The following is a 23,616-nucleotide window of genomic DNA, read 5'->3' on the forward strand; positions in this document are numbered from 1 at the left end:
AGGGGCCAAAACCCCATCAGAAAGTAAAAATGACCATCGGAAAGTAAAATACACAGTATGAATCCGGCCGAGTCCGCCCCTTTTTCACCGATCAGAGCCGGTCAGAGAACGGTTAGAACTGACCGATCCACCTGCAAAAATTTCCGGTGGCGAACACTGGCCACAGGCGGAACACCGCCACCTGCTGCCAACTTGTCGACATCGCGACCCTTCCTTCCCCGTCGATCGCGATCGAAACAGCAACCGGCCCGCTACACCGACCGGGCGGCCGGGGAGTTCATCCGCTCCCCGGCCGCTTTCCGGAACGCCGGCTCGGGAAAGCCGGTTCAGGGGCACCGGTTCACGGCCGCCGGTTCACGGCCGCCGGTCCAGGAGGCGCCGGTTCAGGAGGAGGCCGCCAGCCGCTCCCGGGCGTCCGCCAGGTCCTCCGCCGTCGGGGCGTCGTCCTGGGTCAGCCGGTGGCGCCAGTAGCCGGTGAAGTCGATGGACTCCTTCGGCACCCCCCGCTCCTCGACCAGGCACCGGCGCATCGCCCGTACCGCCCCCGCCTCCCCGGCCAGCCAGGCGAAGGGCCGCCCGCCCGGCAGCGCGGCGTCCCGGAACGCCCTGGTCAGCGGGGCGCCCGGGGCAGCGCCGTCGCGGTACAGCCACTCCACCGCCAGGTCGGCCCGGGTCGGAAGCTCCTGACGCTCCGCCCGGTCCGCCACCTCGATCCAGGCGTACGCCCGCACCCCGGCGGGCAGCGCCTCCAGCAGGGTCGCGATGGCCGGCAGCGCGGTCTCGTCGCCGGCCAGCAGCACCCAGTCGGCCGCCGTCGCGGCCTCGGTGAGCGGCACCGGCGGGGCGTACAGCGCGGAGGGGCCGACCAGGCCGAGCCGGTCCCCCGGCGCGGCGCGCAGCGCCCAGGCGGCGGCCGGGCCGGTGTCGCCGTGCAGCACGAAGTCGACCTCGATCCGCCGGGTTCCGGGGTGCCGACGGCGCAGGGTGAAGCTGCGCAGCACCGGGCGCTCGGCCTCGGGGATCGCCAGGTAGGCCTGGTACCAGCCCATCGGGTCGTCCTGCCCGGCGGGCAGCAGCGGCTCGCGCTGTCCGGGGCGCGGGAAGCAGAGCTTGAGCTGCTGGTCAGGCGTGTCGCCCACGGCGTCGGCCAGGGCCTCCGCCTCGAAGACGACCCGGGCGGTGCGCGGCGTGATCCGCTCCACCGCTACGACCTCGACGAAGGTGACGGGCAGTGTCATCGCGAAACCCCTTCGATGCGTGAACCTGATAACTTACGGCATAAAGAGTTGCTGGCACGACGATACTTTACGCCATAAGGAGATGCCTGGATGACCGTCTACGCCGGGCAGGGAGACGCCCACCGCTCGCTCGCCCTGCTGTGGGGCCGACCCGATGAACCGCGCACCGGGCGCAGTGGCCCGAAACCGGGCCTGAGTGTGGACGCGATCGTGTCCGCCGGAATCGCGGTGGCCGACGCCGAGGGGATGGCCGCCCTGTCCATGCGCGCCGTGGGCGAACGACTCGGCCGCACCGCGATGGCGCTCTACACCTATGTGCCGGGCAAGGCCGAACTGCTCGACCTGATGCACGACCGGGTGCTCGCCGAACTCCCCTCCGGGCCACCGCCGACGGACGGCTGGCGGGCCGCCGTCACCGCCTGGGCCGAGGAGTTGTACGACTGCTACCTGCGCCACCCCTGGGTGCTCCAGGTCTCGCAGGCCCGGCCCGTCCTCGGACCGGCCGAACTCGCCGCGATGGAGCACCTGCTGGCCGCCCTGCAGCCGGCCGCACTGGCCCCGGGACGGCTCCGCGGCGCGGTCGCCGCGCTCTGGCAGTTCGTCCGCGGCACGGCCGCCACCACCGCCGACGCCCGCGGCGCGGCCGCCGCCACCGGCGTCGCGGACGAGGAGTGGTGGACCACCCGCTCCGCCCGACTCGCCGAGCTGGCCCCCGACTTCCCCCGGCGCTACCCGCTGCTCACCGCCCTGCAGAGCACCGCCGGCGGCCCGCCCGAGGAGAGCGGGCGGGAGGCCTTCCGCAGCGGGCTGGCGGTGCTGCTCGACGGAGTCGCGGCCCGGGCCGGCGCCTGATCCCCGGCGCCGTCCTTCCGGGTCAGCCCCGGCGGGCGGCCGGGATCGCCAGCAGGACGCCGAGCACCAGCAGAACGGCGTACCCGGCGGTCTCATGGCCGTCCGGCACCAGGAAGCGGACGAAGCCGAACAGCCGGAAACCCCCGAGCCGGTCGGCCAGCAGGCCGGAGCCGCCACCCAGGATCAGCACGAAACCGAGGTAGCCGAGCATGGTCTTCATACCCCCGAGCCTAGGAACCCCCGGCCGCCCGCCCAACCGACTTTCGGCGCGACCCCGGACCACCAAAGTCGCACCCGGACGCCGGCCGCCCCGCCCGCCGGGTGGATCCGGACGGAGCAGCAGGCACGGCGGCCCGGCGGCACCGCCGGTACGTTCGCCGTGTGCAGCCAAAGCATGTGCAGAAACCGCCGTCCGCCGCCCGGGTCGCGGCCGCCTCCGCCGCCTCCGCCCTGGTGCTCGCCGCCGGGGCCCCGGCGGCCCTCGCCCAGGACTCCGCCCCCGCCGTCGGCGGGGAGCGGCTGGGCCGCCCGGCCGTCCAGGTCGCGCCGCTGGCCGGGGCGCCCGCCCTGCCCGCCGAACTGACCGGCCGCTCCTGGCTGGTCGCCGACGCCGGCACCGGCGAGGTGCTCGCCGCCCACAACGCCCACCAGCCGCTGCCGCCGGCCAGCACCCTGAAGATGCTGTTCGCGGACACCGTGCTGCCCAAGTTCGACCGCAGCGCGGAACACCAGGTCACCCCCGCCGAACTCGCCAACCTCGGCGTCGGCAGCAGCCTGGTCGGCGTCAAGGAGAACCTCCCCTACCGGGTCGAGGACCTCTGGCGGGGCGTCTTCCTCAGCTCCGGCAACGACGCCGTGCACGTCCTGGCGCACATGAACGGCGGCGTCCAGCAGACCGTCGGCGAGATGCAGGCCCGCGCCCAGTCGCTCCAGGCCAAGGACACCAAGGTGATCTCCCCCGACGGCTACGACATGGACGGCCAGGTCTCCTCCGCCTACGACCTCACCCTGTTCGCCCGCGCCGGGCTGCGCAACGCCGACTTCCGCTCCTACTGCGGCACCCGCACCGCGCGCTTCCCCGGCGGCCTGGACAAGACCACCGGGCAACGCACCGCCTTCGACATCGCCAACACCGACCGGCTGCTCGGCAGGTACCCGGGCCTGATCGGCGTCAAGAACGGCTACACCACCAACGCCGGCGCCACCTTCACCGGCGCCGCCGAACGCGGCGGCCGCACCCTGCTGGTGACGGTGATGCACCCCGAGGCCCAGGGCAAGGTCTACGACGAGGCCGCCAGCCTGCTCGACTGGGGCTTCGCGGCCGCCGGCAAGGTCCAGCCGGTCGGGCAGCTGGTCGATGACCTCGGCGCTCCGAAGGACACCACGGGCGGCGCCGGCAGCCCGGGCGGCTCCGGCACCTCGCCGAGCGGCGGGGCCCCGCAGGCCGACGCCGAGCTGCCGCCGTGGTCCCGCCCGCCCATCCTCGACGGCGACGGCTCCGGCCTGGCCCCCGCCCTGTGGACCGGCGCCGTGCTCGCCACAGCCCTGGCCGTCTGGGGCACCGCCCGCACCGCCGCCCGCCGCCGCTCCGCACCGTCCACCGCCCGCCCGGCCGCCGCCGCGCCCGCCACACCCACCGACGGCCCGACCGACGCCCGCGCCACCCGCGTCGGCGCCACCGGCGTCGGCGGCCGCACCCCCCGCCGGCTCACCCGCCGGGCCCGCGCCCTGCTGCGCGGCACCCGCCCCGGCCACCGGCAGTGACCTGCGGGGTCGCCTGGGTCGGGGCCCGGTAGGTCCTGACCGGACAGGGCCTAGACTTCCGACCATGACCACGCCCGACCCCGCCGCCTCGGACCGGCTCGCCCGGATCGTCGGCCTCTCCTCCGGCAGCTACCTGCTCGTCACCACCTACAAGAAGGACGGCACCCCGGTGCCGACCCCGGTGTGGGTGGTCCGCGACGGCGAGGCCCTCGGCATCTGGACCGTCGCGGACTCCTGGAAGGTCAAGCGGATCCGCAACCGCGCCGACGTCCTGGTCGGCCCCTGCGACGTCAAGGGCCGGCCGACCGGCGAGCAGTACCCGGCCACCGCCGAGCTCCTCTCCCCCGAGCGCACCGGCGCCTACCGCACCCTGCTCCGTCAGAAGTACGGCCTGCTCGGCGTACTCACCCTGCTCGGCAGCCGGCTGCGGCGCGGCGAGCACGGCACCGTCGGCATCCGGATCACCCTGGCGGACTGACGGCGCTCGGGGTCCGTCAGGTGGTGCTGCCGAACCGTCGCCGGTACTCGGTGGGGGCGGTGGGGGTGGTGCCCAGATGACGGGCGATGGCGCGGCGCGGGGTCTCGTCGCTGCCCAGGCCGCTGTGCCGGGCGGCGGCGGTGCTGCCGTACCCGTCCAGCGGCAGCTGCCGGGCACGGTCCGGGCGCACCCGCTCCACCCAGCGGGCGGGGGTGGTGTGCAGTTCGGCCTGGAAGAGCCGGGTCAGGTGGCGGGTGCTGAGGGCGGCGGTGGCGGACTCGGCTTCGCTGCTCTCTTCGACCACTCCCGCCGGGTGTTCCTGTTCGGGGCGCTGCGCGGCGCCGAACAGGGCCTGGCGCACGACCCGGAGCTGCTGTACGTCGGGGCGGCGTTCCACGACCTCGGCCTCAACCGCATCCTGGCCGCGTTCACCGAGGGCGTCCGGCACCGCCCGGACACCACCTTCGGCAACGTCAAGGCCGATGTGCTGGCGCACTTCGTGCCGGGCTTCGAGCGGGGCGACTTCGTGGAGGTCATCCGGGGCTCCGACTGGCCGGAGTGAGTGCCTTCGGCATGGCAGGCTTGGCGGCCATGGAGTCCTTGGAGCAGAGCGGACCGCCCCTGCTGGTGGTGGACGGCGCGAACGTGGTCGGCTCGGTGCCGGACGGCTGGTGGCGCGATCGGCGGGGAGCCGCCGAGCGGCTGCGGGACGCGCTGGTCTCCGTCGCCGCCCACGGCGTGCCGGAGCGGCCCGGGCCGCTGGAGGTGGTGCTGGTGGTCGAGGGCGCGGCCCGGGGCGTGAGCGGGCTGCCCGAGGTGCGGGTGGTGTCGGCGAGCGGCAGCGGGGACGACCGGATCGTGGAGCTTGTGCGCGAGGCCCGCGCCGAGGATCCGGCGCGGGCCTGCCTGGTCGTCACCGCGGACCGCGAACTGCGCGACCGGGTCGGCGCGTTGGGCGCCGCCGTGACCGGCCCACGGAGCGTCCGGCCCTGATCCGGCCCCGGATCGGGCTCTGGTTCAGTGCCTGATCTGAAGGGCGTTGATGCCCCAGTGGATCGACGGGTCCGAGGTGTGCACGGTGAACTGGAAGTCCCGGCCCGGGCGGGCGGGGATCTCCACGGAGCCGACGCCGACGGCCTCCAGCGGGCACTGCACGGTGAAGTCGGCCGGGGCCAGGCCGCCGACGTGCACCTGCACCGAACCGCCGCCCTGGCAGCCGACGGTGACGGAGATCGGCAGCGACTCGATCGCCGAGGCCGTCACCGCGCCGCCGTTCCCGATCCAGTCCGGGATCGAGAACATGGTGTCCTCGTCCGGCGTCGGCGGCAGGATCCGGCCCGTCCCCGGCCCGCCGATCGGCGTGTCCGGGCCGGGCCCGTCGGTCGGCTGCGCCGACGCCGTGCCGAGCAGTGCCACCGATGCCCCCAGCACCCCGGCCGTCACGGCCAGTGCACGCGTCCTCGTCCGCTTCATGGTCATCCCCCCACGATGGTGTTCATTCCTCCGTGCCGGTCTTCGGCACACGAATCGATCGTACGGGCCGCACCGAAACGTCAACCGCCGTGATCCAGCCCGCCCCGGCGCACCGGCTCCGGGAATCCGGGGGGTGCGGGAACCGATCGCTCCGGCCGTCCGACTGGTGGGGCGTGAGTGCGAAGTCGCCGGGTGTCCGGCCGTTGAGTGTGCTGGCGGGGTTCGTCCTGCTGCTGGTGGTGGTGTTCGTGGTGGCCTACGGGGCGGGGAGGCAGGTGGGGCCGGTGGCGCCGGGGCTGACGCCGGGCCGGGGTGGCGGGGCTTCGCCCGGGACGGGTGGGCACGACATGGGCGGGATGCGATGAGCCCGGCCGTGGGCGCGGAGGCCGGGGAGCTGGTGTCCACCGATCTGGCGGTCGGCGGGATGACCTGTGCCGCGTGCGTGGGCCGGGTGGAGAAGCGGCTGGGCCGGATCGACGGGGTGACGGCCGGAGTGAACCTGGCCACCGGCCGGGCCCGGGTGCTGCACCCGGCCGGGGTGTCCGTCGCGGAGCTGGTCGCGGCCGTGGAGCGGGCCGGTTACACCGCCGAGCCGGCGCCCGCCGGGGTGCCGGCCGGGATCGCCGCGGAGGAGCCGGACGAGCGGTGGCGGCTGCTGGTGGCCGCCCTACCGGCCGTCCCTGTGCTGGTCCTGTCGATGGTGCCGGCGCTTCAGTTCACCGCCTGGCAGTGGGTCTGCTTCGGGCTGGCCGTGCCGGTGGTGACCTGGGGTTCGGCGGGCTTCCACCGGCGGGCGCTGCAGGGGCTGCGGCATGCCGCAGCGACCATGGACACCCTGGTCAGCCTGGGTGTCGTCGCCTCCTTCGGCTGGTCGGCGTACGCGCTGTTCCTGGGCGGGGCCGGGCAGTTGGGCATGCGGATGCCGTTCTCGCTGACCGCCGACGGCAGCGGCGCGGCGCACGTGTACCTGGAGGCGGCGGTCGGCGTGCCGCTGTTCGTACTGGCCGGGCGGCTGCTGGAGGGCCGGGTGCGCCGGCGCAGCGGGTCCGCGCTGCGGGCGCTGGCCGAGCTGGGCGCCAAGCAGGTGTGCGTCCGGGCGGACGACGGCGAGGAGCGCCTGATGCCGATCGAACTCCTGCTGCCGGGGCAGGAGTTCGTGGTGCGCCCGGGTGAGCGGGTGGCCACCGACGGGGTGGTGGTCGACGGCGGTTCGGCGCTGGACCTGAGCCTGCTGACCGGGGAGAGCGTGCCGGTGGAGGTCGGCCCCGGGGACCAGGTGGCGGGCGCGACGGTGAACGTCGGCGGCGCGCTGGTGGTACGGGCCACGGCCGTCGGCGCGGACACCCAACTGGCCCGGATCACCGCGCTGGTGGCCGACGCCCAGGCCGGCAAGGCCCGGGCGCAGCGGCTGGCGGACGCGGTGGCCGGGGTGTTCGTGCCCTGTGTGCTGACGGTCGCGGTGTGCGTGCTGGGCTTCTGGCTGGGCGCGGGCGCCGCCCCGCAGGCGGCAGTGACGGCGGCGGTGGCCGTCCTGGTGGTGGCCTGCCCGTGCGCGCTGGGCCTGGCCACCCCCACGGCGCTGCTGGCGGCGACCGGCCGGGGCGCCGAACTGGGTGTGCTGGTACGCGGCCCGGAGGTGCTGGAGAGCCTGCGCCGGGTGGACACCGTGGTGGTGGACAAGACCGGCACGCTGACGACCGGCCGGATGGAGCTGGCGGCGGTGACGGTCACCGGGGAGTGTCCGGAGCAGGAGGTGCTGCGGCTGGTGGGCGCGGTCGAGCACCGTTCGGAGCACCCGGTCGGACGGGCCGTGGCGGCGGCCGCCCGGGAGCGCTGCGGGCCCCTGCCGCCGGTGGCGGGCTTCGCGGCCGCGACCGGCCTCGGGGTGTCCGGCACGGTCGAGGGCCGGGCGGTCCGGGCCGTCCGCCCGGACCGCGCCGAGCTGCCCCCGGAGCTCGCGGCGGCGGTGGCGGCACCCGGGGCGGCGGGCCGTACCGCCGTACTGGTGGAGCTGGACGGGCGGGCCGCGGCCGTGCTCGCGGTCGGCGACACGCTGCGCTCCGGCAGCTGGCGGGCACTGCACCGGCTGCGCGGGATGGGTCTGGAGACCGTGCTGCTGACCGGCGACGGTCCGGGCGCGGCCGAGGCGGTGGCCGGCGAGCTGGGCATCCGGCGGGTGCACGCCTCGGCCTCGCCGGAGCGCAAGGCCGAGGTGGTAGCCGAACTGCGCGCCGCCGGACGGACGGTGGCGGTGGTCGGCGACGGCGTCAACGACGCGGTCGCGCTGGCCACGGCCGACCTCGGGGTGGCGCTGGCCTCCGGCAGTGACGCTGCGATCGGCGCGGCCGGGCTGACCCTGGTGCGCGGCGAGATCGAGGCGGTGGTGGACGCGGTGCGGCTGGCCCGGCGGACCCTGGCCACCATCCGGACCAACCTGTTGTGGGCCTTCGGCTACAACCTGGTGCTGATCCCGCTGGCGGCCGTCGGGCTGCTGAACCCGATGCTGGCGGCGGTGGCGATGTCGCTCAGTTCGCTGCTGGTGGTGGGCAACAGCCTGCGGCTGCGCACCTGGGAGCCGGGGCGCGGGCAGCGGAACGGGGGCCGGCGATGAGGATGACCGACCGGTTCACGGTGGTCGGCCCGCCGGTCGGCGCGGCGGCGCTCGCACTGGCCCTGCTGACCGGCTGGACGGCGCTCGGCGGCGCCGGCCGCCCCCGCCCGGTGGAGGCCGACGCCGGCTGGGTGCTGTTGCCCACGGCGGGCGCCGGCTCGGCCACCGCGGCCTTCTTCACGATCCGCAACCCGGGCGACGCACCCGACGAACTGACCGGAGCCAGATGGGAGTTCGGCGGTCCGATCACCCTCAAGCGGCATCTGCACCAGGGCTCGGCCGGCCGCTGGGAGCCGGTCTCCGGCCTGCCCGTCCCCGCCCGCGGCGAACTGGCGATGTCCCCGGAGGACTCCGATCTGATGATCGCCGCCCCGCCCCCGCTGACCAGCGGCCAGTGGGTGGGCTTCACCCTCACCTTCCGGCACAGCCCGCCACTGCGCCTGGCCGCCAGGGTCCTGCCGCCGGGCGAGCGCCCGCGCTGAGCGTGACGGCCCGGCGGCGCGGAACCAGTGACGTTCCGCGCCGCCGGGCCGTCACGTCCGACGGCAGGCCGTACGTCAGCCGTGCGGAACGACCGCCACCGGTGCCTCGGCGTGGTGCAGCGCCGCGTGGGCGACCCGGCCGAGCCGGGGGCCTAGCTCGTTCGGGCGGCGCCGCCGGCCGACCACCACCATTGCGGCGCCGGCGGAGGTCTCCACCAGGCCGCGGGCGGCGCCCAGCCGGACGTCCTCGACCACCTCGACGGCCGGGTGCTGCTCGCGCTGCCCGGCCAGGGCGAGCGACAGCAGTTTCGCCTCCAGGGCCTTCAACTGCTCGACCTCGCCCGCCGGGACGGCCCCGCCCGCATAGCCGAACAGGGGCGGCAGGTCCCAGCCGTGCACGGCCCGGAGCGGGGCACCGCGCAGGGCCGCCTCCTGGAAGGCGAAGGCGAGCACCTCCTCCTCGGGGGCGTGCGCGTCGACGCCGACCACCACCTCGCCGGAACCCGCGGAGCCGGTCTCCCGCACCACGACCACCGGCGCGCCGCTGCGCCCGGCGACCGCCATGCTGACCGAGCCGAGCAGCAGCCCGGTGAAGCCGCCGCGCCCGCGCGAGCCGAGCACCAGCAGGTCGGCGTCCGCGGCGGCGGCCACCAGTCCGTCAACCGGGGCGTCCAGCACCGCGTCGGTGGCCACGGCCAGTTCGGGGTGGCGCGCGCGGATGCCGTCGGCGGCCTCGACCAGGGTGCGCTGGGCGGCGGCGGGCAGGTCGTCGGGCTCGGCGAAGGAGGACACCCCGTCGGTCAGCCACGGCCAGGCGTGCACCAGCCTCAGCGAGGCCCCGCGACGCTGCGCCTCCTCGGCGGCCCACTGGGCGGCGGCGGTGCTCTCCGGTGAGCCGTCGACCCCGGCCACCACGGTTGACGTCATGTGCGTTCCTCCACTGGTTCCGCGTCGGGACCGGTGCGCCCTGACGCCCCGTCCGCTCTGCTCCGCTCCCACCCTGCTCCCGTCGGCGACTCGCCGCCAGAGGCCACAAGCCCTCCGCCCACGGGACGAAAGACCCCCCGCCGGAACAGTACGGGCGACCCCGGCCGTCACCCCGCCGACACCCGGGCGCCACCGCATGGACACGGATTCCCGGCGGTCGGGCCGAACCGCGCGCCCGCCGCCGTACGGGGGAACTCCGCCACCACCGCCGCGCCGCGCTCCCGGCCACGCTTCTGGCCTGTCCCCGAGCCGATCGTCGCGGTGGTCTTCGCCTGGCGGCTGCGCGGCGACGACGGCCCGGGCGCAGTGCTCTCCAGCAAGGTCAACCAGTGGACCCCGCCGATCGGCTGCCTCCCGCTCGCCCGCGTACGGGCCCTGGCGGGCCTGATCGCGAGCGATCCGCACCGCTCGGCGGGTGGCGGCGAGGCCGGGAGGCCGAGCCGGCCGGGCACCGCCGCTCCGCGTTCCGACCGGTAGTCAAGCGAACGGGCGCGCGGTCGGCAAGGGGTGCGCGCGGATCCATCGGAACCCGGGACTCCACTGTGAGTTGAGGACATGTCAGACCAGCTCGCCGGCACGGTCCTTGCTCGAACGGACGGGCCGGTCGGGGGCAGTTCACAGTTCCACCACGGAGCCTTGGAAGAACACCCTCAACATCCATTGTCGCCACGCATGTTCGAAGGTAGAGTCGCCGTTCGCCGAGCACGGATGAGCAGTTCTCAGCGCATTTGGGGCGGGCATGTCAAATAATCACGGTACTCTCCAGGTCGCCCCCGACCTACTTGACGCGTTCAGTGATATCGCACGTCGAAATCCCCGCCGTCCGGCGATCGTCCACCACGGACACGCCCTGACCTACGGCCGCCTCCAGGAGGCGGCGAACGCCCTGGCCACCCGCCTGGGCCCGGACCCCGGCACGGTCGCCGTGCCGGCCGTCCACGCACCGGAAACGGTGGTCGCACTTCTCGGCGTGCTGACCGCCGGAGGCACCTATTGTCCCGTCGATCCGGCATTCCCTGCGGCCCGCCGACTCGCCATGGCGGCGGCCGCTCGGTGCCGTACCGCGGTGTCCGCCGACTCGACCGACCACCTCGAACTCGCAATGCGATTAGTGGAGTTACCCGAACCATCGAAAAACTCCGGGAACCCCCCGGGAAGCCCCCCGGCGCACCCGCCCGGAGCCGACCCGGAGCAACCGGCCTACATTCTCTTCACTTCGGGTTCGACCGGGCAGCCGAAACCCGTCCTGACACCCCGCCGGGCCGTCGCCGCCACCGCCCACGCCCTGGGCGCGCTGTTCCGGCTCACCCCCGAGGACCGGGTGCTCCAGTTCGCCTCGCTCAACTGGGACACCTGCTTCGAGGAGATCCTGCCGACCCTCACCACCGGCGCGGCCCTGGTCATCGACCGGGACGCGCACAGCGGCTCCTTCCCCAGGTTCCTGCGGCTGATCGAACACGAGCGGATCACCGTGCTGGACCTGCCCACCGCCTTCTGGCACGAACTGGTCCACCACCTGGTCGACTCCGGCGACCGGCTGCCCACCTGCCTGCGCCTGCTGGTGATCGGCGGGGAGGCCGCCGCACCCGCCAGACTGGCCGACTGGGCCCGGCTGCCGACCGGCGGGATCCGGCTGCTGAACACCTACGGCTGCACCGAGACCACCCAGATCACCCACGCCGTGGACCTCGCCGGTCCGCTGGCGCCCGGGCGCGGCTGGGACGGCACCGCCCGCGCACCGATCGGCCGCGCTCTGCCGCACATCGTCGAACGCCTCGACGAGCAGGGCGAGTTGCTGATCGGCGGGCCGTCGCTCGCGCTCGGCTACCTAGGCCTGCCCGAGGCCACCGCGGCGCGGTTCACCACCCTGGACGGCGAACGCTTCTTCCGCACCGGCGACCGGATGAGCCGCGACCCGGACGGGCTGCTCAGCCACCGGGGCCGGCTGGACGGCGAGTTGAAGGTCCGCGGCATCCGGGTGGACCCGGCCGAAGTGGAGGCGCACCTCACCGGCCACCCGGACGTCTCCGCCGCCGCCGTCACCGGCGTCACCACGGCCGGCCGCACCACCCTGGTCGCGTACGTGGTGCCCCGCCCGTACGCCGCCACCCCCGAGCTGGACCGCGAACTGCTGCGCCACCTGCGCGCGAGCGTCCCCGGCCACCTCGTGCCGGGCCGGATCACCCTGGTGCCCGCCCTGGTGCACACCCCGAGCGGCAAGGTCGACCGGACCGGCTGCCACCTGCGCTACGCGGGCTCCCCCGACAGGTCGAAGGAGACCTCCCCATGAGCACCGACCTCACCACCCCCGCCGACACCCAGGCCCTGGTGACCGTCTTCCGGCGCGTGCTGGAACGGGAGGACGTCACCGCCGAGTCCGATTTCTTCGACCTGGGCGGCGACTCCCTGGTCGCCACCCGGGTGCTGAGCGCCGTGGCCCGCGCCCACGGCGTCGAGCTCACCTTCGACGACTTCCTGCTCGCGCCCACCCCGGCCGGCCTCGCCCAGCGCATCGCGGCCGCCGCATGACCGAGGACCACAGACCCAGCGCCGTCGTGGTCGGCGCCGGCCTGGCCGGGCTCACCGCGGCGACCGGACTGGCCGCCCACGGGTACGCCGTCACCGTGCTGGAGGCCCGGGACCGGGTCGGCGGACGCACCCACGGCATCGAGGCCGCCCCCGGCGTCCTGGTCGACGCCGGCGCCGCCTACCTCGGCGACCGGCATACCGAACTGCTGGCCCTTGCCGCCGACTTGGGACTCAAGACCACCCCCACCACGATGCTCGGCGCCAGCCGCTTCGCCCTCACCGAGGACACTCCGGGCGCCCAGGACACCCCCAACACCAACGAGACCCCGAACACCGACCCCACCCCGAACGCCGGGTGCGGCCCCGAAGCCGCCACCCTGGACGGCCGGTTCCCCCCGCTGAACGCCGTCGCCCTCGGCGACCTCTTCGAGCGGCTGGCCGAACTCACCGACGCGGTACGGCCGGAAGCCCCCTGGCTCACCCCCGACGCCGAGCGGCTGGACGCCCTGACCGCCGCCGAGTGGGCCGAACAGCACCTCACCCACCCGGACGCCCGGCTCTTCTTCCCGCTCTTCCTCGGCGAGATGTGCGCCGCCGACCCGGCCGACGTGTCCGTCCTGCACCTGGCCTTCTACCTGCGCTCCGGCGGCGGCCTGCGCTACCTCAACGCCTTCGCCGGCGGCGCCCAGCAGGACCGGATCGACGGCGGCGCCCACCAGCTGTGCGAGCGGCTGGCCGAACGGCTCGGCGCCCGGGTGCGCCTGGGCGAGCCGGTCCGGGCCGTCCACCAGGACGACCGGGCGGTGACGGTGCACACCGACCGGGGCACCCACCGGGCTGACGTCGCGGTGCTGGCCCTGCCACCGCTGCTCGCCGACGCGATCTCCTTCGAACCCGCGCTGCCGGCGCCGCGCGCCGGGGAGCGCACCGCGCGCGGCTGCGCGATCAAGGTCCACCTGGTGCACCCGTCCCCGCTCTGGCGCGAACACGGCCTCTCCGGCTGGTCGGTCAACGCCCGGGGGCCGCTGCTGTCCACCGTGGACGACTCGCCCGCGGCCGGGATCGGCGTGCTGACCGGCTTCGTCACCGGCGCCGAGGCCCACCGCTTCGGCGCGCTCACCCCGGAGCGGCAGCGCGCCGAGGTCGTCGAGCAGGCCGGGCGGCTGTTCCCGATGCTCCCCGAGCCGGTCGCCGTCCACATCACCGACTGGCTCGACGACCCGTACAGCAAGGGCTGTTACGCCGCCCTGCTGGGGCCCGGCGACTGGATCCGCACCGGCCCGACGCTGACCGCGCCGCACCGGCGGGTGCACTGGGCCGGCACCGAGACCAGCACCGCCTTCTTCGGCCTGATGGAGGGCGCGGTCCGCTCCGGCCACCGCGTGGTCGCCGAGGTCCTCGCCCGCGACTGAGCCCCCGGCCCCGGCCACTCACCACACCCTCACCACACCCCCCAGGCGCCGTCCCACGAGGACGCGCGCCCGGCACCCCACGTCCGGAGACCGCCATGAGCGATCAGACCCCCATCGCGCCCCTCGCCGCCCGCGAGCGGCTGATGACCGAACCCGCCCTCGGGGCCGGCAACTTCCTCGACCACGCGGTCGCGGCGAACCCCCACCGGTCCGTCCCGTTCGTCTTCACCCACCGCACCGACCACCGCGGCGAGGTCGTGCTGCGCGGCCACAGCCTGCTCGACCTGGTCGCCCTGCGCGACCGCTACGCCACCTGGTACCACGCCAACGGGGTGCGTCCCGGCGAACCGGTCGCCGTGGTGGTCGGCGAGGGGCTGGAGCCGCTGCTGCACTTCCTCGCGCTCACCTCGCTCGGCGCCGTCCCCGCACTGGTCAACGACGCGCTGCGGCACGACGCGCTGGTGCGCTACCTGGACCACGTCGGCGTGGTCGGTGTCGTCGCCGACGACACCACCCGGCTGGCCGCCGCCTACCGCCAGGACCCCCAGCGGCGCCCTCGCTTCCTGGCCCCGGCCGCCGAGGTGCGGGCCTTCGACGCCTCCGGCGCCGACCTGCCCGCCGACCACCCGTACCGGCACGCCGCCGAGGACGTGGTGGCGCTGATCCACTCCTCCGGCACCACCGGCACCCCCAAGTCGACCATGCTGGCGCACCGCGGCTTCTGGGACGGCAAGCAGCCGCGCATGACGCGCTTCCCCGCCGAGCCCTACGACCGGCTGATGTCGCTGATGCCGCACACCCACGCCGGCGGCCTCAGCTACTTCCTCACCGCCGTCCTGCTCGGGCTGCCGACCGTGGTGATGTCCGACTGGCGGCGCAGCGTGGTGGAGCCGGTGATGGAGGCCTTCCAGCCGACCATGGTCGCCTCCTTCCCGCGGACCTTCGTCGAACTGGCCACCGGCGAGCTGCCGGTGCGCGGCGCGGCCCGGGTGCACTCCTGGTTCAACACCGGCGACAGCGCCCACCACGGGCACATCCGCCGGCTGGTCACCCTCGGCGAGCGGCCCGCCGGACTCATCCGCCCCTGGCTGCTGCCGCGGCAGCAGGCCGAGCAACCCGCCCTGCCCGGCTCGCAGTTCGTCGACGGGCTGGGCTCCTCCGAAATGGGCATGGCGTTGTTCGGCCAGGTCACCACCCCGGAGAGCGGGCGCGACGACCGCTGCGTCGGCCGACCGCTGGAGGTGGTCCGCCGGGCCGCCGTCCTGGACCACGACGGCACCGAACTCCCGGACGGCACCCCCGGATTGCTGGCCGTCGACTCGCCCTCGCTGACCCCGGGCTACTGGAACGACGAGCGGCTGACCGCGAGCTTCGAGCTGGCCGGCTACTGGCTCACCGGCGACGTCGCCCGCCGCGACGCCGAGGGCCGCTTCCACCACCTGGACCGCACCGTGGACGTCATCGACACCGTCGACGGCCCGGTCTACAGCCTGCCGCTGGAGGAGGTGCTGCTGGCCGACTGCGCCGAGCTGGTCCGGGACTGTGCGGTGGTCGGCGTCCCGGCCGGCCCCGGCGCCGGACAACTCCCCGTCGCCGTCGTGCAGTTGCAGGACGGAGTGGCGGAGGACGGCGCCGAGGAGGCGGTCCGGGCCGCCGCCAACCGGGCGCTGGCCGCCACCGGACTGGCCGCCCTCGCCGCCGTCCGACTCGCCCGCACCCCGGAGGACTTCCCGCTCGGCCCGACCGGCAAGGTGCTCAAACGCGAACTGCGCACCCGCCACGCCGCCCTCCTCACCGGCCAGTAGGGCGCCGTGGACCACCCAGTGCACCGTCCGGCGGACCACCCCGCGAACGACCCTGCGGGCAAGCCGGCGAAGAACCCTGCGGGCAACCCGCCGGACCACGCTGCGGGCGACCCGCCGGAGCGCCCCGCGATCCGCCAGCCGTACCAGTACGTCCGCACGCCGCTGGTCGAACCGGACTGGCGCCGGCTGCCCGGCTGGCGGCGGGTCACCGAGGCCCAGTGGCGCGACGCCCAGTGGCAGCGCGCCCACTCCGTCCAGAACGCCCGCCAACTGCGGGCCGTCGTCGGCGAGCTGCTCACCGACCGGTTCTACGACGAACTCGCGGCCGACCAGGCCCAGTTCGCCACCATGCCGATCCTGCTACCGCCCCAGGTGCTGAACACCATGGCGGCCGTCGCCCCGGTCGAGCCGCGGGCCTTCACCGAGGCCTTCCTGGCCGACCCGGTGCGCCGCTACATGCTGCCGGCCCGGACCGACCGCCACCCGCGCTGGCCCAGCCACCCGCGGGCCGAACGGGACTCCCTGCACGAGGCGGACATGTGGGCCGTCGAGGGCCTGACCCACCGCTACCCCACCAAGGTGCTCGCCGAACTGACCGCCACCTGCCCCCAGTACTGCGGCCAGTGCACCCGGATGGACCTGGTCGGCACCTCCACCCCGCAGGTCGCCAAGACCCGGCTGCTGCTGCGCCCCGCCGACCGGCAGGAGCAGATGCTCGACTACCTCAAGCGCACCCCCTCGGTGCGCGACGTGGTGGTCTCCGGCGGCGACCTCGCCAACGTCCCCTGGCCGCGCCTGGAGTCCTTCCTGCTGCGGCTGCTGGACCTCGGCTCGGTCCGCGACATCCGGCTGGCCAGCAAGGCCGTGGTGGGCCTGCCCCAGCACTGGCTGCAGCCCCGGGTGCTGGAGGGGGTGGCCAGGGTCGCCGGCATCGCCGCCCGCCGGGCCGTCAACCTCGCCGTGCACACCCACGCCAACCACGTCCGATCCGTCACCCCGCTGGTCGCCGAGGCCGCCCGGGCGCTGCTGGACGCGGGCGTCCGGGACGTCCGCAACCAGGGCGTGCTGATGCGCGGCGTCAACGACACCCCGGAGGACCTGCTGGACCTCTGCTTCGCCCTCCAGGGCGAAGCCAACGTCCTGCCGTACTACTTCTACCTCTGCGACGTCGTCCCGGGCGCCGAGCACTGGCGCACCCCGCTGCACCGGGCCCAGCACCTCCAGGAGGCGATCATGGGCTACCTCCCCGGCTACGCCACCCCCCGGTTGGTCTGCGACGTCCCGAACGTCGGCAAGCGCTGGGTGCACCAGGCCGTGGCCTACGACCGCGAGCGCGGCATCTCGTACTGGACCAAGAACTACCGCACCAGCCTGGAGCACGACCCGGCCGACGAGCCCGCGCTCGACCGGCGCCACCCCTACTACGACCCGGTGGACACCCTCCCCGAGGCCGGCCGCCGCTGGTGGGCCGAGTCGTCCCCCGCACCCCGAGGAGCCCGATGAGCACCCGCACCGCTGAGCGCCCCCGCCCCGGCGACCCGGCCGGCCCGCTGCGCCGGATGTGCTGGATCTTCCCCGACCGGGAGTCCTCCCGGATGGCCGAGATGTGGCACGGCTTCTTCTGGGACCTCTACGCCGAGAGCGCCGCCGACCTCGGCCTGCGCTGGAGCCGGCACGCCCCGGACGCCGTCAGCGTGGACGCCACCGGCCCCGGCCGCCCCCGGGTGTACGTGGACGACGAACCGGTGACCCCCGAGGACACCCTGTTCATCACCGCGCTCTACTCGCTGCCGTACCAGGCGATGGACGTCTTCAACCAGTACGCCCTCTACGCGGTGCTCGAACAGGCCGGCTTCTACCTGCCGTTCCCGCCCCAGGTGTCGCTGATCGGCAACGACAAGCTGGCCACCCTGCTGTTCCTGGCCGACTCCCCGGTGCCGACCATCCCGACCGTGCGGATCGGCACCGGCCGGGACACCGCCAAGTACGGCTACGAGGTCGCGCTCGGCACCATGACCTACCCGGCCATCGTCAAGCCCGCCGGCTGGTGCGGCGGCGGCGGGATCAACCTGGCCCGGAGCCCCGAGGACGTCCGGGGCCTGGCCAGCCTCGCCCAGGGCGGCGACACCAGCCTGGTGATCCAGCCCTACCTGGGCGACGGCACCATCGACTACCGGGTGTACGTGGTCGACGGCCGCCCCTACGCGGTGATGAAGCGCACCCCCGAACCCGGTTCCCCGGTCGCCAACGCCAGCCGCGGCGGGGGCATGGAGTTCCCCCCGGTGCCACCCGAACTCGCCGCCGCCACCGCCTGGTTCGCCGAACGGCTGCCGATCCCGTTCTTCTGCGTCGACTTCCTGTACGACGGCGAGCGCTACTGGTTCTCCGAGCTGGAGCCGGACGGCGTGATCGCCCCCGACCACACCGACCCGGACCGCACCCTCCAACGGGACGTCACCCGGGCCCGGTTCGCCGCCTACCGGGACGGCCACGCCCAGTGGCTCGCCGACGGCGCCCGCCCGCTCTCCCTCCCCCTCGGCCCCCAGCACCGGACGGACCCCCGATGACCGCCTTCTCGCTCGCCCCCGAGGCCGCCGGGCCCCGGCTGCACGTGGCCCGGCGCACCCTGGAGCGGCTGCGGAGCGTCCCCGCCCTGGCCGCGCGCTACCCGGCGCACCTGGACGCCGACACCCTGGAGCGGCTCGCCGACCTCCCGCCGCTGGCCAAGGACGACCTCAACACGGCCCTCGCCCACCTGGAGCCGGCCGCCGAGCAGTCCGCCACCTGGCTGTTCCAGAGCGGCGGCTCCACCGGCGCCCCGAAGCTCGGCTACGCCCCCACCGGTTTCTACATGGCCGGGGTGCACGCCCACTGGCAGCCGCTCGACCGCACCGACCTCTTCGTCAACGCCTGGGGCGCCGGCCGGATGTGGGGCGCGCACTTCCTCGCCGCCGCGCTCGCCGACCTCTCCGGCTGCCGGATCATCGCCCTCGGCTCCGTCCCCGGGGACGAGTACGGCGCCTGGCTGGAGTTCCTGGCCGCCCGCCGGGTGACGGCCATCGGCGGCACCCCCAGCGTGCTGCGGCTCTGGTTCGCCCACGCTCGCGCCGCCGGGATCGAACTCCCCGCGCTGCGCAAGGTGTTGTGGCTCGGCGAGGCCTGGCAGCCGCAACTGGCCGCCGACCTCGCCGCAGTCGCCCCGCAGGCCCGGCGCTGGGGCATGTTCGGCAGCACCGAGACCTGGGTGGTCGGCACCAACACCCCCGACTGCCCGGCGGACCTCTTCCACCCGCTGCCGCACCAACTGGTGCACGCCGACGCCGACGGCCTGCTGGACTTCACCGCCCTGGACCCGGCGATGCTCAACCCGGTGCTGCGCTACCGCACCGGCGACGCGGGCGAGTTGACCGCCTGCCCGTGCGGGCGCCCGGAGCCCGCCATGCGGGTGCTGGGACGGCGCGACAGCGTCGTCCAGGTGCGCGGCCTCGGCCTGGACGTGGACGAGCTGATCGCCCGGGCGGAGCGCACCCCGGGCGTGGCCCGGGCCCAGGTGGTGCTCACCGAGCGGGCCGGCCGGGCGACCGGCGTGGAACTGCTGGTGGTTCCCGCCGGGCCGGCGCCCGCCCCCGACGTCGAGCGGCTGCGCACCGAACTGTTCACCGCCACCTTCACCCTCGGCACCGCCTTCCAGCACGACCCGGGCTCCTTCCGGGTACGCCCGGTGGCGGAACTGGTCAGCAACGGCCGCACCGGCAAGACCGCCGGGCTGGTCGTCCGGGAGGAGTCATGACGGCGGACCCGGCGCCGTCCCGCCCGGACGAGCCGGCCCGCCCGGACGGCTCGTCCCGCCCGATGCCGCTCGGGCGCGGCTTCTCGCTGTTCTGGGCCGGACAGACCGTCAGCCTGGTCGGCGACAAGGTCACCGTCTTCGTCGTCCCGACCCTGATGATCTTCGCGCTGCACGCCTCCGCCCTCCAGGTCGGCGTGGTGGCGATGGCCCAGTACCTCGGCATCCCGCTGCTCGGCCCGATCGCCGGGGTGCTGGTGGACCGTTGGGACAAGCGCCGCACCATGCTGGCCTGCGACCTGGTCCGGCTGGCCGCCGTCGCCGCGATCCCGCTCGCCTACGCGCTGGGCGTGCTCTCCACCCCGCTGCTGTTCGGCTGCGTGGCCGTGATCAGCGGCGCGACCATCTTCTTCAACGTCGGCTACCTGGTCGCCGTCCCCGCCGTGGTGCCCGAGGGCGCCATGGTCCGCGCCTACTCCCGGCTGGAGGGAAGCGGCTCGGTCTCCGAGGTCGCCGGGCCGTCCATCGCCGCCGCCCTCTACAGCGCGCTCGGCGTGGCCGCCCTGCTGGTCGACGCGGCCAGCTACCTGGTCTCGGCGGCCTGCTTCCGGTCCATGCGCCCCTGGGGCGAGCGGACGGTCACGGAGGGCTCCGTCCGGGAGCGGCTGACCCTCGGCTTCCGGCTCAACTGGTCCGACCCGGTGCTGCGCCGGGTGGTGCTGGCGGCGGTGATCCTCAACTCCGGCGGCCCGGTGTTCGTCACCGTGCTGCCCGTGCTGGCCTACCGCGGCCTGGGCGTCCAGGTCGGCGTCTTCGGCGCGGCCATGTCGGTCGCGGCGCTCGGCGCGCTGCTCGGGGCCGTGGTCGCCCCCCGGCTCTCCCGGCGGTACGGCCTCGGCCGGACGATGGCCTGGTCGCTGCTGCTGCACTGCCTGGTCGGCCTCGGCGTGCTCGCCGCCCCCGCGCTGCCGGCCGGCCCGGTGATCGCCGTGACCATGGGCTGCTACGGCTTCTTCATGTCCTGCATCAACGTGTGCAGCGCCCCGGCCCGGCAGTCCCGGATGTCCGCGCGCAACCAGGGCGTGATGCACGCCGCCTTCCGCACCGTCACTTGGGGAGTGATCCCGCTCGCCGCGCTGATCGGCGGCCTGGCCGTCTCGCTGCTCACCGGACCGCTCGGCGTCCTGGACGCCGCCCGGTTCACCATGGCCGGCGGCACCCTGCTGGCGGCCTGCTCCTTCGTCCCCGCCCTCGGCCTCCAACCGCTGCTGGACGCGGCCGGGCGCGCCGGGGCGACCGCGGCGGCGGACACCGCGGACGACGCCGTGGAGGACACCGCGTGACCGGGCCCGACCCCGTGGACCCCGCCGGGCGGGTCCTGCTGATCACCGGCACCTCCTCCGGCATCGGCCTGGCCACCGCCGTCGCCGCGGCCCGGGCCGGCTACACCACCGTCGCGACCCTGCGCGAACCCGCCCGGGCCGGGGCCCTGCGCTCCGCCGCCGAGACGGCCGGGGTCACCGTCGACGTCCGCCGGCTGGACGTCACCGACCCCGGATCCGTCGCCGACTGCCTGAGCGCCGTGCACCGCAGGTACGGGCGGCTGGACGCCCTGGTCAACAACGCGGGCGTCTCCAACTCCGACCCCACCCTGGAGATGTCCACCGACGCGGCGCTGCGCGCCAACCTGGACGTCAACTTCTTCGGCGTCGCCACCGTCAGCCGGGCCGCCCTGCCGCTGCTGCGCGCCGCCGGTGGCCGGCTCGTCACCGTCGGCAGTGTGCACGGCGTGGTCGGCCAGCCCTTCAACGAGGCCTACTGCGCCGCCAAGTTCGCCGTCGAGGGCTTCATGGAGGCACTCGCCCCGGTGGCCGCGGCACACGGCGTCCGGGTGTCGGTGGTGGTGCCCGGCTTCGTCCCCGACACCGGGTTCGGCGTCTTCCCCGACATCGACCGCAGCACCATCCAGGCCGCCTCCGGCCCGTACGCGCCCACCTTCGCCGGTTACCTGGAATGGGTCGGCAGCCAGGGCTGGGAGTCGGCCGGCCAGCCGGCCAGGGAGGTCGCCGAGGTGGTGGTGCGCACCCTGCGCGCCCGCCGGCCGCCGTTCCGGGTGCCCGCCAACGCCTGGGCCGCCGACTACCTGGCCGCCAAACTCGCCGACCCCGACGGCTCCGCCGTCCAGACCCTCGCCCGCGGCTGGCTCGGCCGGGCCCCCTCCTGACCCGCCCACCGACCCGACCGACACCGCTGACACCACCGACCTCGCTGCCACCACCGACCCCCGGAGCCACGCCATGCCCGCCAAGCCCCTGGCCGAGCTGATCCGCTTCGCCCGCGCCAACTCACCCTTCTACGCCGAGCTCTACCGCGACCTGCCCGAGGGCGCCGACCGGCTCGACCAGCTCCCGGTGATCGACCAGACCGCGTTCTGGACGGCCAACGCCTGGCCCGACAACCGGGTGCTGACCGGCCCGCTCACCGACGCCGGCGTCTACAAGACCGGCGGCACCACCGGCGTCCCCAAGTTCTCGCCGTGGACCCGCGCCGAACACGCCGACTCCGTCACCGCCTTCGGTGCCGGACTCGTCCGGGCCGGGCTGCGCCCCGGGCACCGGGTCGCCAACCTCTTCGTCGCCGGCGAACTCTACGGCGGCTTCCTCTACATCGAGAACGCCCTGCACCACGCCCCGGTGGACAACGTGCGCCTCGGCGTCGGCGGCGCCGCCCCGGACGGCTACATCGCCGACCTGATCGCCGGGTTCGGCGTTCACGTGCTGGCCGGCGAGCCGATGAAGCTCAGCGCCGTCGCCGAGTGCCTGCTCGCCCGTGGCGAGACCGCCGACGGCGTCGAACTACTGCTGTTCGGCGGCGACCTGCTCTTCGCCGACCTGCGCCCGCTGCTCTCCCGGGCCTTCCCGAAGGCCGCCGTCGCCTCCGTCGGCTACGCCTCCAACGACGCCGGGCTGGTCGGCGCGCCCGTCCCCGGCGAGGACGTCCGGGTCCACGAGGCCTTCGCCGACCGCACGGTGGTGGAACTGCTCGACGAGGTCACCGGCGAGCCCGTCACCACCCCCGGCACCCCCGGCCGGGTCGTGGTCACCAACCTGTTCCGCACCCTGATGCCGATCCTGCGCTACCCCACCGGCGACCGCGCCGAGTGGGTCGACGGCGAGTGCCGCCGCTTCCGGCTGCTCGGCCGCTCCGCCGAGGGCGCCCGGGTCGGCACCGTCACCCTGCCCACCGAGGAGATCCGCGCGGTCCTGCTCGCCGCCGACCCGGACCGGCACATCGCCGGGATGCAACTGGTGCAACGGCGCTGGGACGGCCGCGACGGCGTCATCCTGCGGCTCGGCCACCTCGGCCCGACCCCGCCCGCCGAACTGACCGGCCGGCTCGTCGCCGCCGTCCACGAGGCCTTGCCGCTCTACCCGGCGGAGGTCGCCGTGGGCAACATCCACGGCCTCTCGGTGGAGTGGGTGCCGCGCTCTGAGCTGGTCACCAACCCGCGGACCGGCAAGCTCCAACAGGTCCTGGACGAGCGCCCCCGGAACTGACCGGCACGGGACCGACCCGCACGGGGCCGGCCGCTCAACCGCCCTGCGGCCGGCCCCCGATGGCCACGCTCTGCCCGCGGAACTCGGCGATCACCGCGGCGTCCGCCGCCCTGCGCACCGTCACGTCGTAGATCCCGGTGCGGCCGACCCGCGAACGCTCCACCGCCTCGGCCACCAGCTCGTCCCCCACCGCCGCCGGAGCCAGGAAGGCCACCTGCGCCGCCTGGGCGACGGTCACCGGGCCGTGGCTGTTGCAGGCGTACGAGAACGCGGCGTCGGCCAGCAGGAAGAGGAACCCGCCGTGCGCCGTGCCGTGCCCGTTCACCATCGTCGCGGCCACCGTCATCCGCATCACCGCGCGCCCGGTGGACGCCTCCTCCAGGGCGATGCCCAGCGAGCGGCTGGTCTCGTCCCGCTCGTACAGCGCGGCGATCACGGGGTCGAACACGGCGTCGCTGGTCCCTCCGTCGGCGGTGTCCGGCCCAGCGTAGGGGACGGACCGCCTCCGGTCACCGCCTGATGCGCGGTCAGCAGGCCTCGCGACCCGTCGCTGCCCCGGGAGAGCAGCACCCCGCCGGGCACCAGTCGGAAGGGCGCCGGCAGCACGGCCGGGAGGGCGCCGACGGTGTGGACCACCCGCG

The 23,616-nt window shown here is 75.0% G+C and carries 24 protein-coding genes and 1 pseudogene; 19 read left to right on the forward strand and 6 right to left on the reverse strand.

Annotated elements, in window-relative coordinates; all coding sequences use genetic code 11:
* Positions 1-383: 383 nt before the first annotated feature.
* Positions 384-1,238, reverse strand: a complete 855-nt coding sequence (locus ACZ7BZ_RS11010) for a siderophore-interacting protein (protein ID WP_470358099.1) — start codon at positions 1,236-1,238, stop codon at positions 384-386.
* A gap of 90 nt (positions 1,239-1,328) precedes the next feature.
* Here ACZ7BZ_RS11010 and ACZ7BZ_RS11015 point away from each other — a divergent pair, with 90 nt between their 5' ends.
* Positions 1,329-2,090 (forward strand): TetR/AcrR family transcriptional regulator, encoded by a 762-nt coding sequence (locus tag ACZ7BZ_RS11015; protein ID WP_380455086.1) that lies wholly within the window; start codon positions 1,329-1,331, stop codon positions 2,088-2,090.
* Positions 2,091-2,112: 22 nt separating this feature from the next.
* On the opposite strand, the gene ACZ7BZ_RS11020 is transcribed toward ACZ7BZ_RS11015, so the two are convergent.
* A complete protein-coding gene (locus ACZ7BZ_RS11020) occupies positions 2,113-2,310 on the reverse strand; it encodes a hypothetical protein (protein WP_188304969.1) in 198 nt (65 codons plus the stop codon).
* Between the two features lie 161 nt (positions 2,311-2,471).
* Here ACZ7BZ_RS11020 and ACZ7BZ_RS11025 point away from each other — a divergent pair, with 161 nt between their 5' ends.
* Both ACZ7BZ_RS11025 and ACZ7BZ_RS11030 read left to right on the forward strand, forming a co-directional pair.
* Positions 2,472-3,854: a D-alanyl-D-alanine carboxypeptidase family protein gene (locus ACZ7BZ_RS11025; protein WP_470358100.1), complete on the forward strand. Its 1,383-nt coding sequence runs from the start codon at positions 2,472-2,474 to the stop codon at positions 3,852-3,854.
* A gap of 64 nt (positions 3,855-3,918) precedes the next feature.
* Positions 3,919-4,332 carry a PPOX class F420-dependent oxidoreductase gene (locus tag ACZ7BZ_RS11030; RefSeq protein WP_470358101.1) on the forward strand — a complete coding sequence of 138 codons (414 nt, stop codon included), beginning with the start codon at positions 3,919-3,921 and terminating at the stop codon, positions 4,330-4,332.
* Between the two features lie 16 nt (positions 4,333-4,348).
* Here the strand turns inward: ACZ7BZ_RS11030 and ACZ7BZ_RS11035 are convergent, their stop codons facing one another.
* Complete coding sequence (locus ACZ7BZ_RS11035; protein WP_470358102.1) at positions 4,349-4,729, reverse strand: helix-turn-helix domain-containing protein; 381 nt, start codon at positions 4,727-4,729, stop codon at positions 4,349-4,351.
* Between ACZ7BZ_RS11035 and ACZ7BZ_RS11040 the strand changes: the two are divergent.
* Both ACZ7BZ_RS11040 and ACZ7BZ_RS11045 read left to right on the forward strand, forming a co-directional pair.
* Positions 4,625-4,894: pseudogene (locus ACZ7BZ_RS11040) on the forward strand (HD domain-containing protein); the annotation flags it as partial. The gene ACZ7BZ_RS11035 and the pseudogene ACZ7BZ_RS11040 overlap by 105 nt on opposite strands.
* An 11-nt stretch (positions 4,895-4,905) precedes the next feature.
* Positions 4,906-5,325, forward strand: a complete 420-nt coding sequence (locus ACZ7BZ_RS11045; RefSeq protein ID WP_470358103.1) for a PIN domain-containing protein — start codon at positions 4,906-4,908, stop codon at positions 5,323-5,325.
* A 24-nt stretch (positions 5,326-5,349) separates the two neighbouring features.
* Here the strand turns inward: ACZ7BZ_RS11045 and ACZ7BZ_RS11050 are convergent, their stop codons facing one another.
* A complete protein-coding gene (locus ACZ7BZ_RS11050) occupies positions 5,350-5,811 on the reverse strand; it encodes a hypothetical protein (RefSeq protein ID WP_470358104.1) in 462 nt (153 codons plus the stop codon).
* Positions 5,812-5,978: 167 nt separating this feature from the next.
* On the opposite strand from ACZ7BZ_RS11050, the gene ACZ7BZ_RS11055 reads away from it, so the two are divergent.
* From ACZ7BZ_RS11055 to ACZ7BZ_RS11065, 3 genes are read left to right on the forward strand one after another with little or no spacing between them, the layout of a single operon-like run.
* Positions 5,979-6,170 (forward strand): hypothetical protein, encoded by a 192-nt coding sequence (locus tag ACZ7BZ_RS11055; RefSeq protein WP_470358105.1) that lies wholly within the window; start codon positions 5,979-5,981, stop codon positions 6,168-6,170.
* Entirely contained in the window at positions 6,167-8,416 is a 2,250-nt protein-coding gene (locus ACZ7BZ_RS11060; RefSeq protein ID WP_470358106.1) for a heavy metal translocating P-type ATPase, read from the forward strand. The genes ACZ7BZ_RS11055 and ACZ7BZ_RS11060 overlap by 4 nt, the downstream gene beginning before the upstream one ends.
* Positions 8,413-8,898 carry a copper chaperone PCu(A)C gene (locus ACZ7BZ_RS11065; RefSeq protein WP_470358107.1) on the forward strand — a complete coding sequence of 162 codons (486 nt, stop codon included), beginning with the start codon at positions 8,413-8,415 and terminating at the stop codon, positions 8,896-8,898. Before ACZ7BZ_RS11060 ends, ACZ7BZ_RS11065 begins: the two co-directional genes overlap by 4 nt.
* Before the next feature lie 75 nt (positions 8,899-8,973).
* Here ACZ7BZ_RS11065 and ACZ7BZ_RS11070 read toward each other — a convergent pair whose 3' ends face one another.
* Positions 8,974-9,825, reverse strand: coding sequence for a universal stress protein (locus tag ACZ7BZ_RS11070; protein ID WP_470358108.1), 852 nt, complete (start codon positions 9,823-9,825; stop codon positions 8,974-8,976).
* Between the two features lie 321 nt (positions 9,826-10,146).
* Here ACZ7BZ_RS11070 and ACZ7BZ_RS11075 point away from each other — a divergent pair, with 321 nt between their 5' ends.
* From ACZ7BZ_RS11075 to ACZ7BZ_RS11125, 11 genes are all read left to right on the forward strand, one after another.
* Positions 10,147-10,362, forward strand: a complete 216-nt coding sequence (locus ACZ7BZ_RS11075; protein ID WP_470358109.1) for a hypothetical protein — start codon at positions 10,147-10,149, stop codon at positions 10,360-10,362.
* 262 nt (positions 10,363-10,624) lie between these two features.
* On the forward strand, positions 10,625-12,175 hold the full coding sequence (locus ACZ7BZ_RS11080; RefSeq protein ID WP_470358110.1) for an amino acid adenylation domain-containing protein: 1,551 nt from the start codon (positions 10,625-10,627) through the stop codon (positions 12,173-12,175).
* Positions 12,172-12,414, forward strand: coding sequence for a phosphopantetheine-binding protein (locus ACZ7BZ_RS11085; protein WP_470358111.1), 243 nt, complete (start codon positions 12,172-12,174; stop codon positions 12,412-12,414). Before ACZ7BZ_RS11080 ends, ACZ7BZ_RS11085 begins: the two co-directional genes overlap by 4 nt.
* Positions 12,411-13,826 carry a flavin monoamine oxidase family protein gene (locus ACZ7BZ_RS11090; protein WP_470358112.1) on the forward strand — a complete coding sequence of 472 codons (1,416 nt, stop codon included), beginning with the start codon at positions 12,411-12,413 and terminating at the stop codon, positions 13,824-13,826. Before ACZ7BZ_RS11085 ends, ACZ7BZ_RS11090 begins: the two co-directional genes overlap by 4 nt.
* 95 nt (positions 13,827-13,921) lie before the next feature.
* Complete coding sequence (locus tag ACZ7BZ_RS11095; RefSeq protein ID WP_470358113.1) at positions 13,922-15,631, forward strand: class I adenylate-forming enzyme family protein; 1,710 nt, start codon at positions 13,922-13,924, stop codon at positions 15,629-15,631.
* A gap of 6 nt (positions 15,632-15,637) precedes the next feature.
* Positions 15,638-17,134, forward strand: coding sequence for a KamA family radical SAM protein (locus ACZ7BZ_RS11100; protein WP_470358114.1), 1,497 nt, complete (start codon positions 15,638-15,640; stop codon positions 17,132-17,134).
* The gene (locus ACZ7BZ_RS11105; RefSeq protein ID WP_470358115.1) at positions 17,131-18,198 is read left to right on the forward strand and encodes an ATP-grasp domain-containing protein; all 1,068 of its coding nucleotides are present in this window, start codon (positions 17,131-17,133) and stop codon (positions 18,196-18,198) included. Before ACZ7BZ_RS11100 ends, ACZ7BZ_RS11105 begins: the two co-directional genes overlap by 4 nt.
* Positions 18,195-19,421 carry an AMP-binding protein gene (locus tag ACZ7BZ_RS11110; RefSeq protein ID WP_470358116.1) on the forward strand — a complete coding sequence of 409 codons (1,227 nt, stop codon included), beginning with the start codon at positions 18,195-18,197 and terminating at the stop codon, positions 19,419-19,421. The genes ACZ7BZ_RS11105 and ACZ7BZ_RS11110 overlap by 4 nt, the downstream gene beginning before the upstream one ends.
* Positions 19,418-20,761: an MFS transporter gene (locus ACZ7BZ_RS11115; protein ID WP_470358117.1), complete on the forward strand. Its 1,344-nt coding sequence runs from the start codon at positions 19,418-19,420 to the stop codon at positions 20,759-20,761. The genes ACZ7BZ_RS11110 and ACZ7BZ_RS11115 overlap by 4 nt, the downstream gene beginning before the upstream one ends.
* Positions 20,758-21,642, forward strand: coding sequence for an SDR family NAD(P)-dependent oxidoreductase (locus ACZ7BZ_RS11120; protein ID WP_470358118.1), 885 nt, complete (start codon positions 20,758-20,760; stop codon positions 21,640-21,642). Before ACZ7BZ_RS11115 ends, ACZ7BZ_RS11120 begins: the two co-directional genes overlap by 4 nt.
* 73 nt (positions 21,643-21,715) lie before the next feature.
* Positions 21,716-22,975, forward strand: a complete 1,260-nt coding sequence (locus ACZ7BZ_RS11125) for a phenylacetate--CoA ligase family protein (RefSeq protein ID WP_470358119.1) — start codon at positions 21,716-21,718, stop codon at positions 22,973-22,975.
* A 34-nt stretch (positions 22,976-23,009) separates the two neighbouring features.
* On the opposite strand, the gene paaI is transcribed toward ACZ7BZ_RS11125, so the two are convergent.
* A complete protein-coding gene (gene paaI / locus ACZ7BZ_RS11130) occupies positions 23,010-23,423 on the reverse strand; it encodes a hydroxyphenylacetyl-CoA thioesterase PaaI (RefSeq protein WP_465740131.1) in 414 nt (137 codons plus the stop codon).
* Positions 23,424-23,616 lie beyond the last annotated feature (193 nt).

The sequence above is a fragment of the Kitasatospora sp. NPDC036934 genome, assembly GCF_055608425.1.

What these genes read in the sequence shown, in the direction of transcription:
- ACZ7BZ_RS11080 (WP_470358110.1), top strand. Translation starts at nt 10,625, where the DNA reads ATGTCAAATAATCACGGTACTCTCCAGGTCGCCCCCGACCTACTTGAC.
- ACZ7BZ_RS11125 (WP_470358119.1), top strand. Translation starts at nt 21,716, where the DNA reads ATGCCCGCCAAGCCCCTGGCCGAGCTGATCCGCTTCGCCCGCGCCAAC.
- ACZ7BZ_RS11030 (WP_470358101.1), top strand. Translation starts at nt 3,919, where the DNA reads ATGACCACGCCCGACCCCGCCGCCTCGGACCGGCTCGCCCGGATCGTC.
- ACZ7BZ_RS11090 (WP_470358112.1), top strand. Translation starts at nt 12,411, where the DNA reads ATGACCGAGGACCACAGACCCAGCGCCGTCGTGGTCGGCGCCGGCCTG.
- ACZ7BZ_RS11010 (WP_470358099.1), bottom strand. Translation starts at nt 1,238, where the DNA reads ATGACACTGCCCGTCACCTTCGTCGAGGTCGTAGCGGTGGAGCGGATC.
- ACZ7BZ_RS11070 (WP_470358108.1), bottom strand. Translation starts at nt 9,825, where the DNA reads ATGACGTCAACCGTGGTGGCCGGGGTCGACGGCTCACCGGAGAGCACC.
- ACZ7BZ_RS11020 (WP_188304969.1), bottom strand. Translation starts at nt 2,310, where the DNA reads ATGAAGACCATGCTCGGCTACCTCGGTTTCGTGCTGATCCTGGGTGGC.
- ACZ7BZ_RS11105 (WP_470358115.1), top strand. Translation starts at nt 17,131, where the DNA reads ATGAGCACCCGCACCGCTGAGCGCCCCCGCCCCGGCGACCCGGCCGGC.
- ACZ7BZ_RS11110 (WP_470358116.1), top strand. Translation starts at nt 18,195, where the DNA reads ATGACCGCCTTCTCGCTCGCCCCCGAGGCCGCCGGGCCCCGGCTGCAC.
- ACZ7BZ_RS11085 (WP_470358111.1), top strand. Translation starts at nt 12,172, where the DNA reads ATGAGCACCGACCTCACCACCCCCGCCGACACCCAGGCCCTGGTGACC.
- ACZ7BZ_RS11015 (WP_380455086.1), top strand. Translation starts at nt 1,329, where the DNA reads ATGACCGTCTACGCCGGGCAGGGAGACGCCCACCGCTCGCTCGCCCTG.
- ACZ7BZ_RS11115 (WP_470358117.1), top strand. Translation starts at nt 19,418, where the DNA reads ATGACGGCGGACCCGGCGCCGTCCCGCCCGGACGAGCCGGCCCGCCCG.
- ACZ7BZ_RS11045 (WP_470358103.1), top strand. Translation starts at nt 4,906, where the DNA reads ATGGCAGGCTTGGCGGCCATGGAGTCCTTGGAGCAGAGCGGACCGCCC.
- ACZ7BZ_RS11050 (WP_470358104.1), bottom strand. Translation starts at nt 5,811, where the DNA reads ATGACCATGAAGCGGACGAGGACGCGTGCACTGGCCGTGACGGCCGGG.
- ACZ7BZ_RS11060 (WP_470358106.1), top strand. Translation starts at nt 6,167, where the DNA reads ATGAGCCCGGCCGTGGGCGCGGAGGCCGGGGAGCTGGTGTCCACCGAT.
- ACZ7BZ_RS11065 (WP_470358107.1), top strand. Translation starts at nt 8,413, where the DNA reads ATGAGGATGACCGACCGGTTCACGGTGGTCGGCCCGCCGGTCGGCGCG.
- ACZ7BZ_RS11095 (WP_470358113.1), top strand. Translation starts at nt 13,922, where the DNA reads ATGAGCGATCAGACCCCCATCGCGCCCCTCGCCGCCCGCGAGCGGCTG.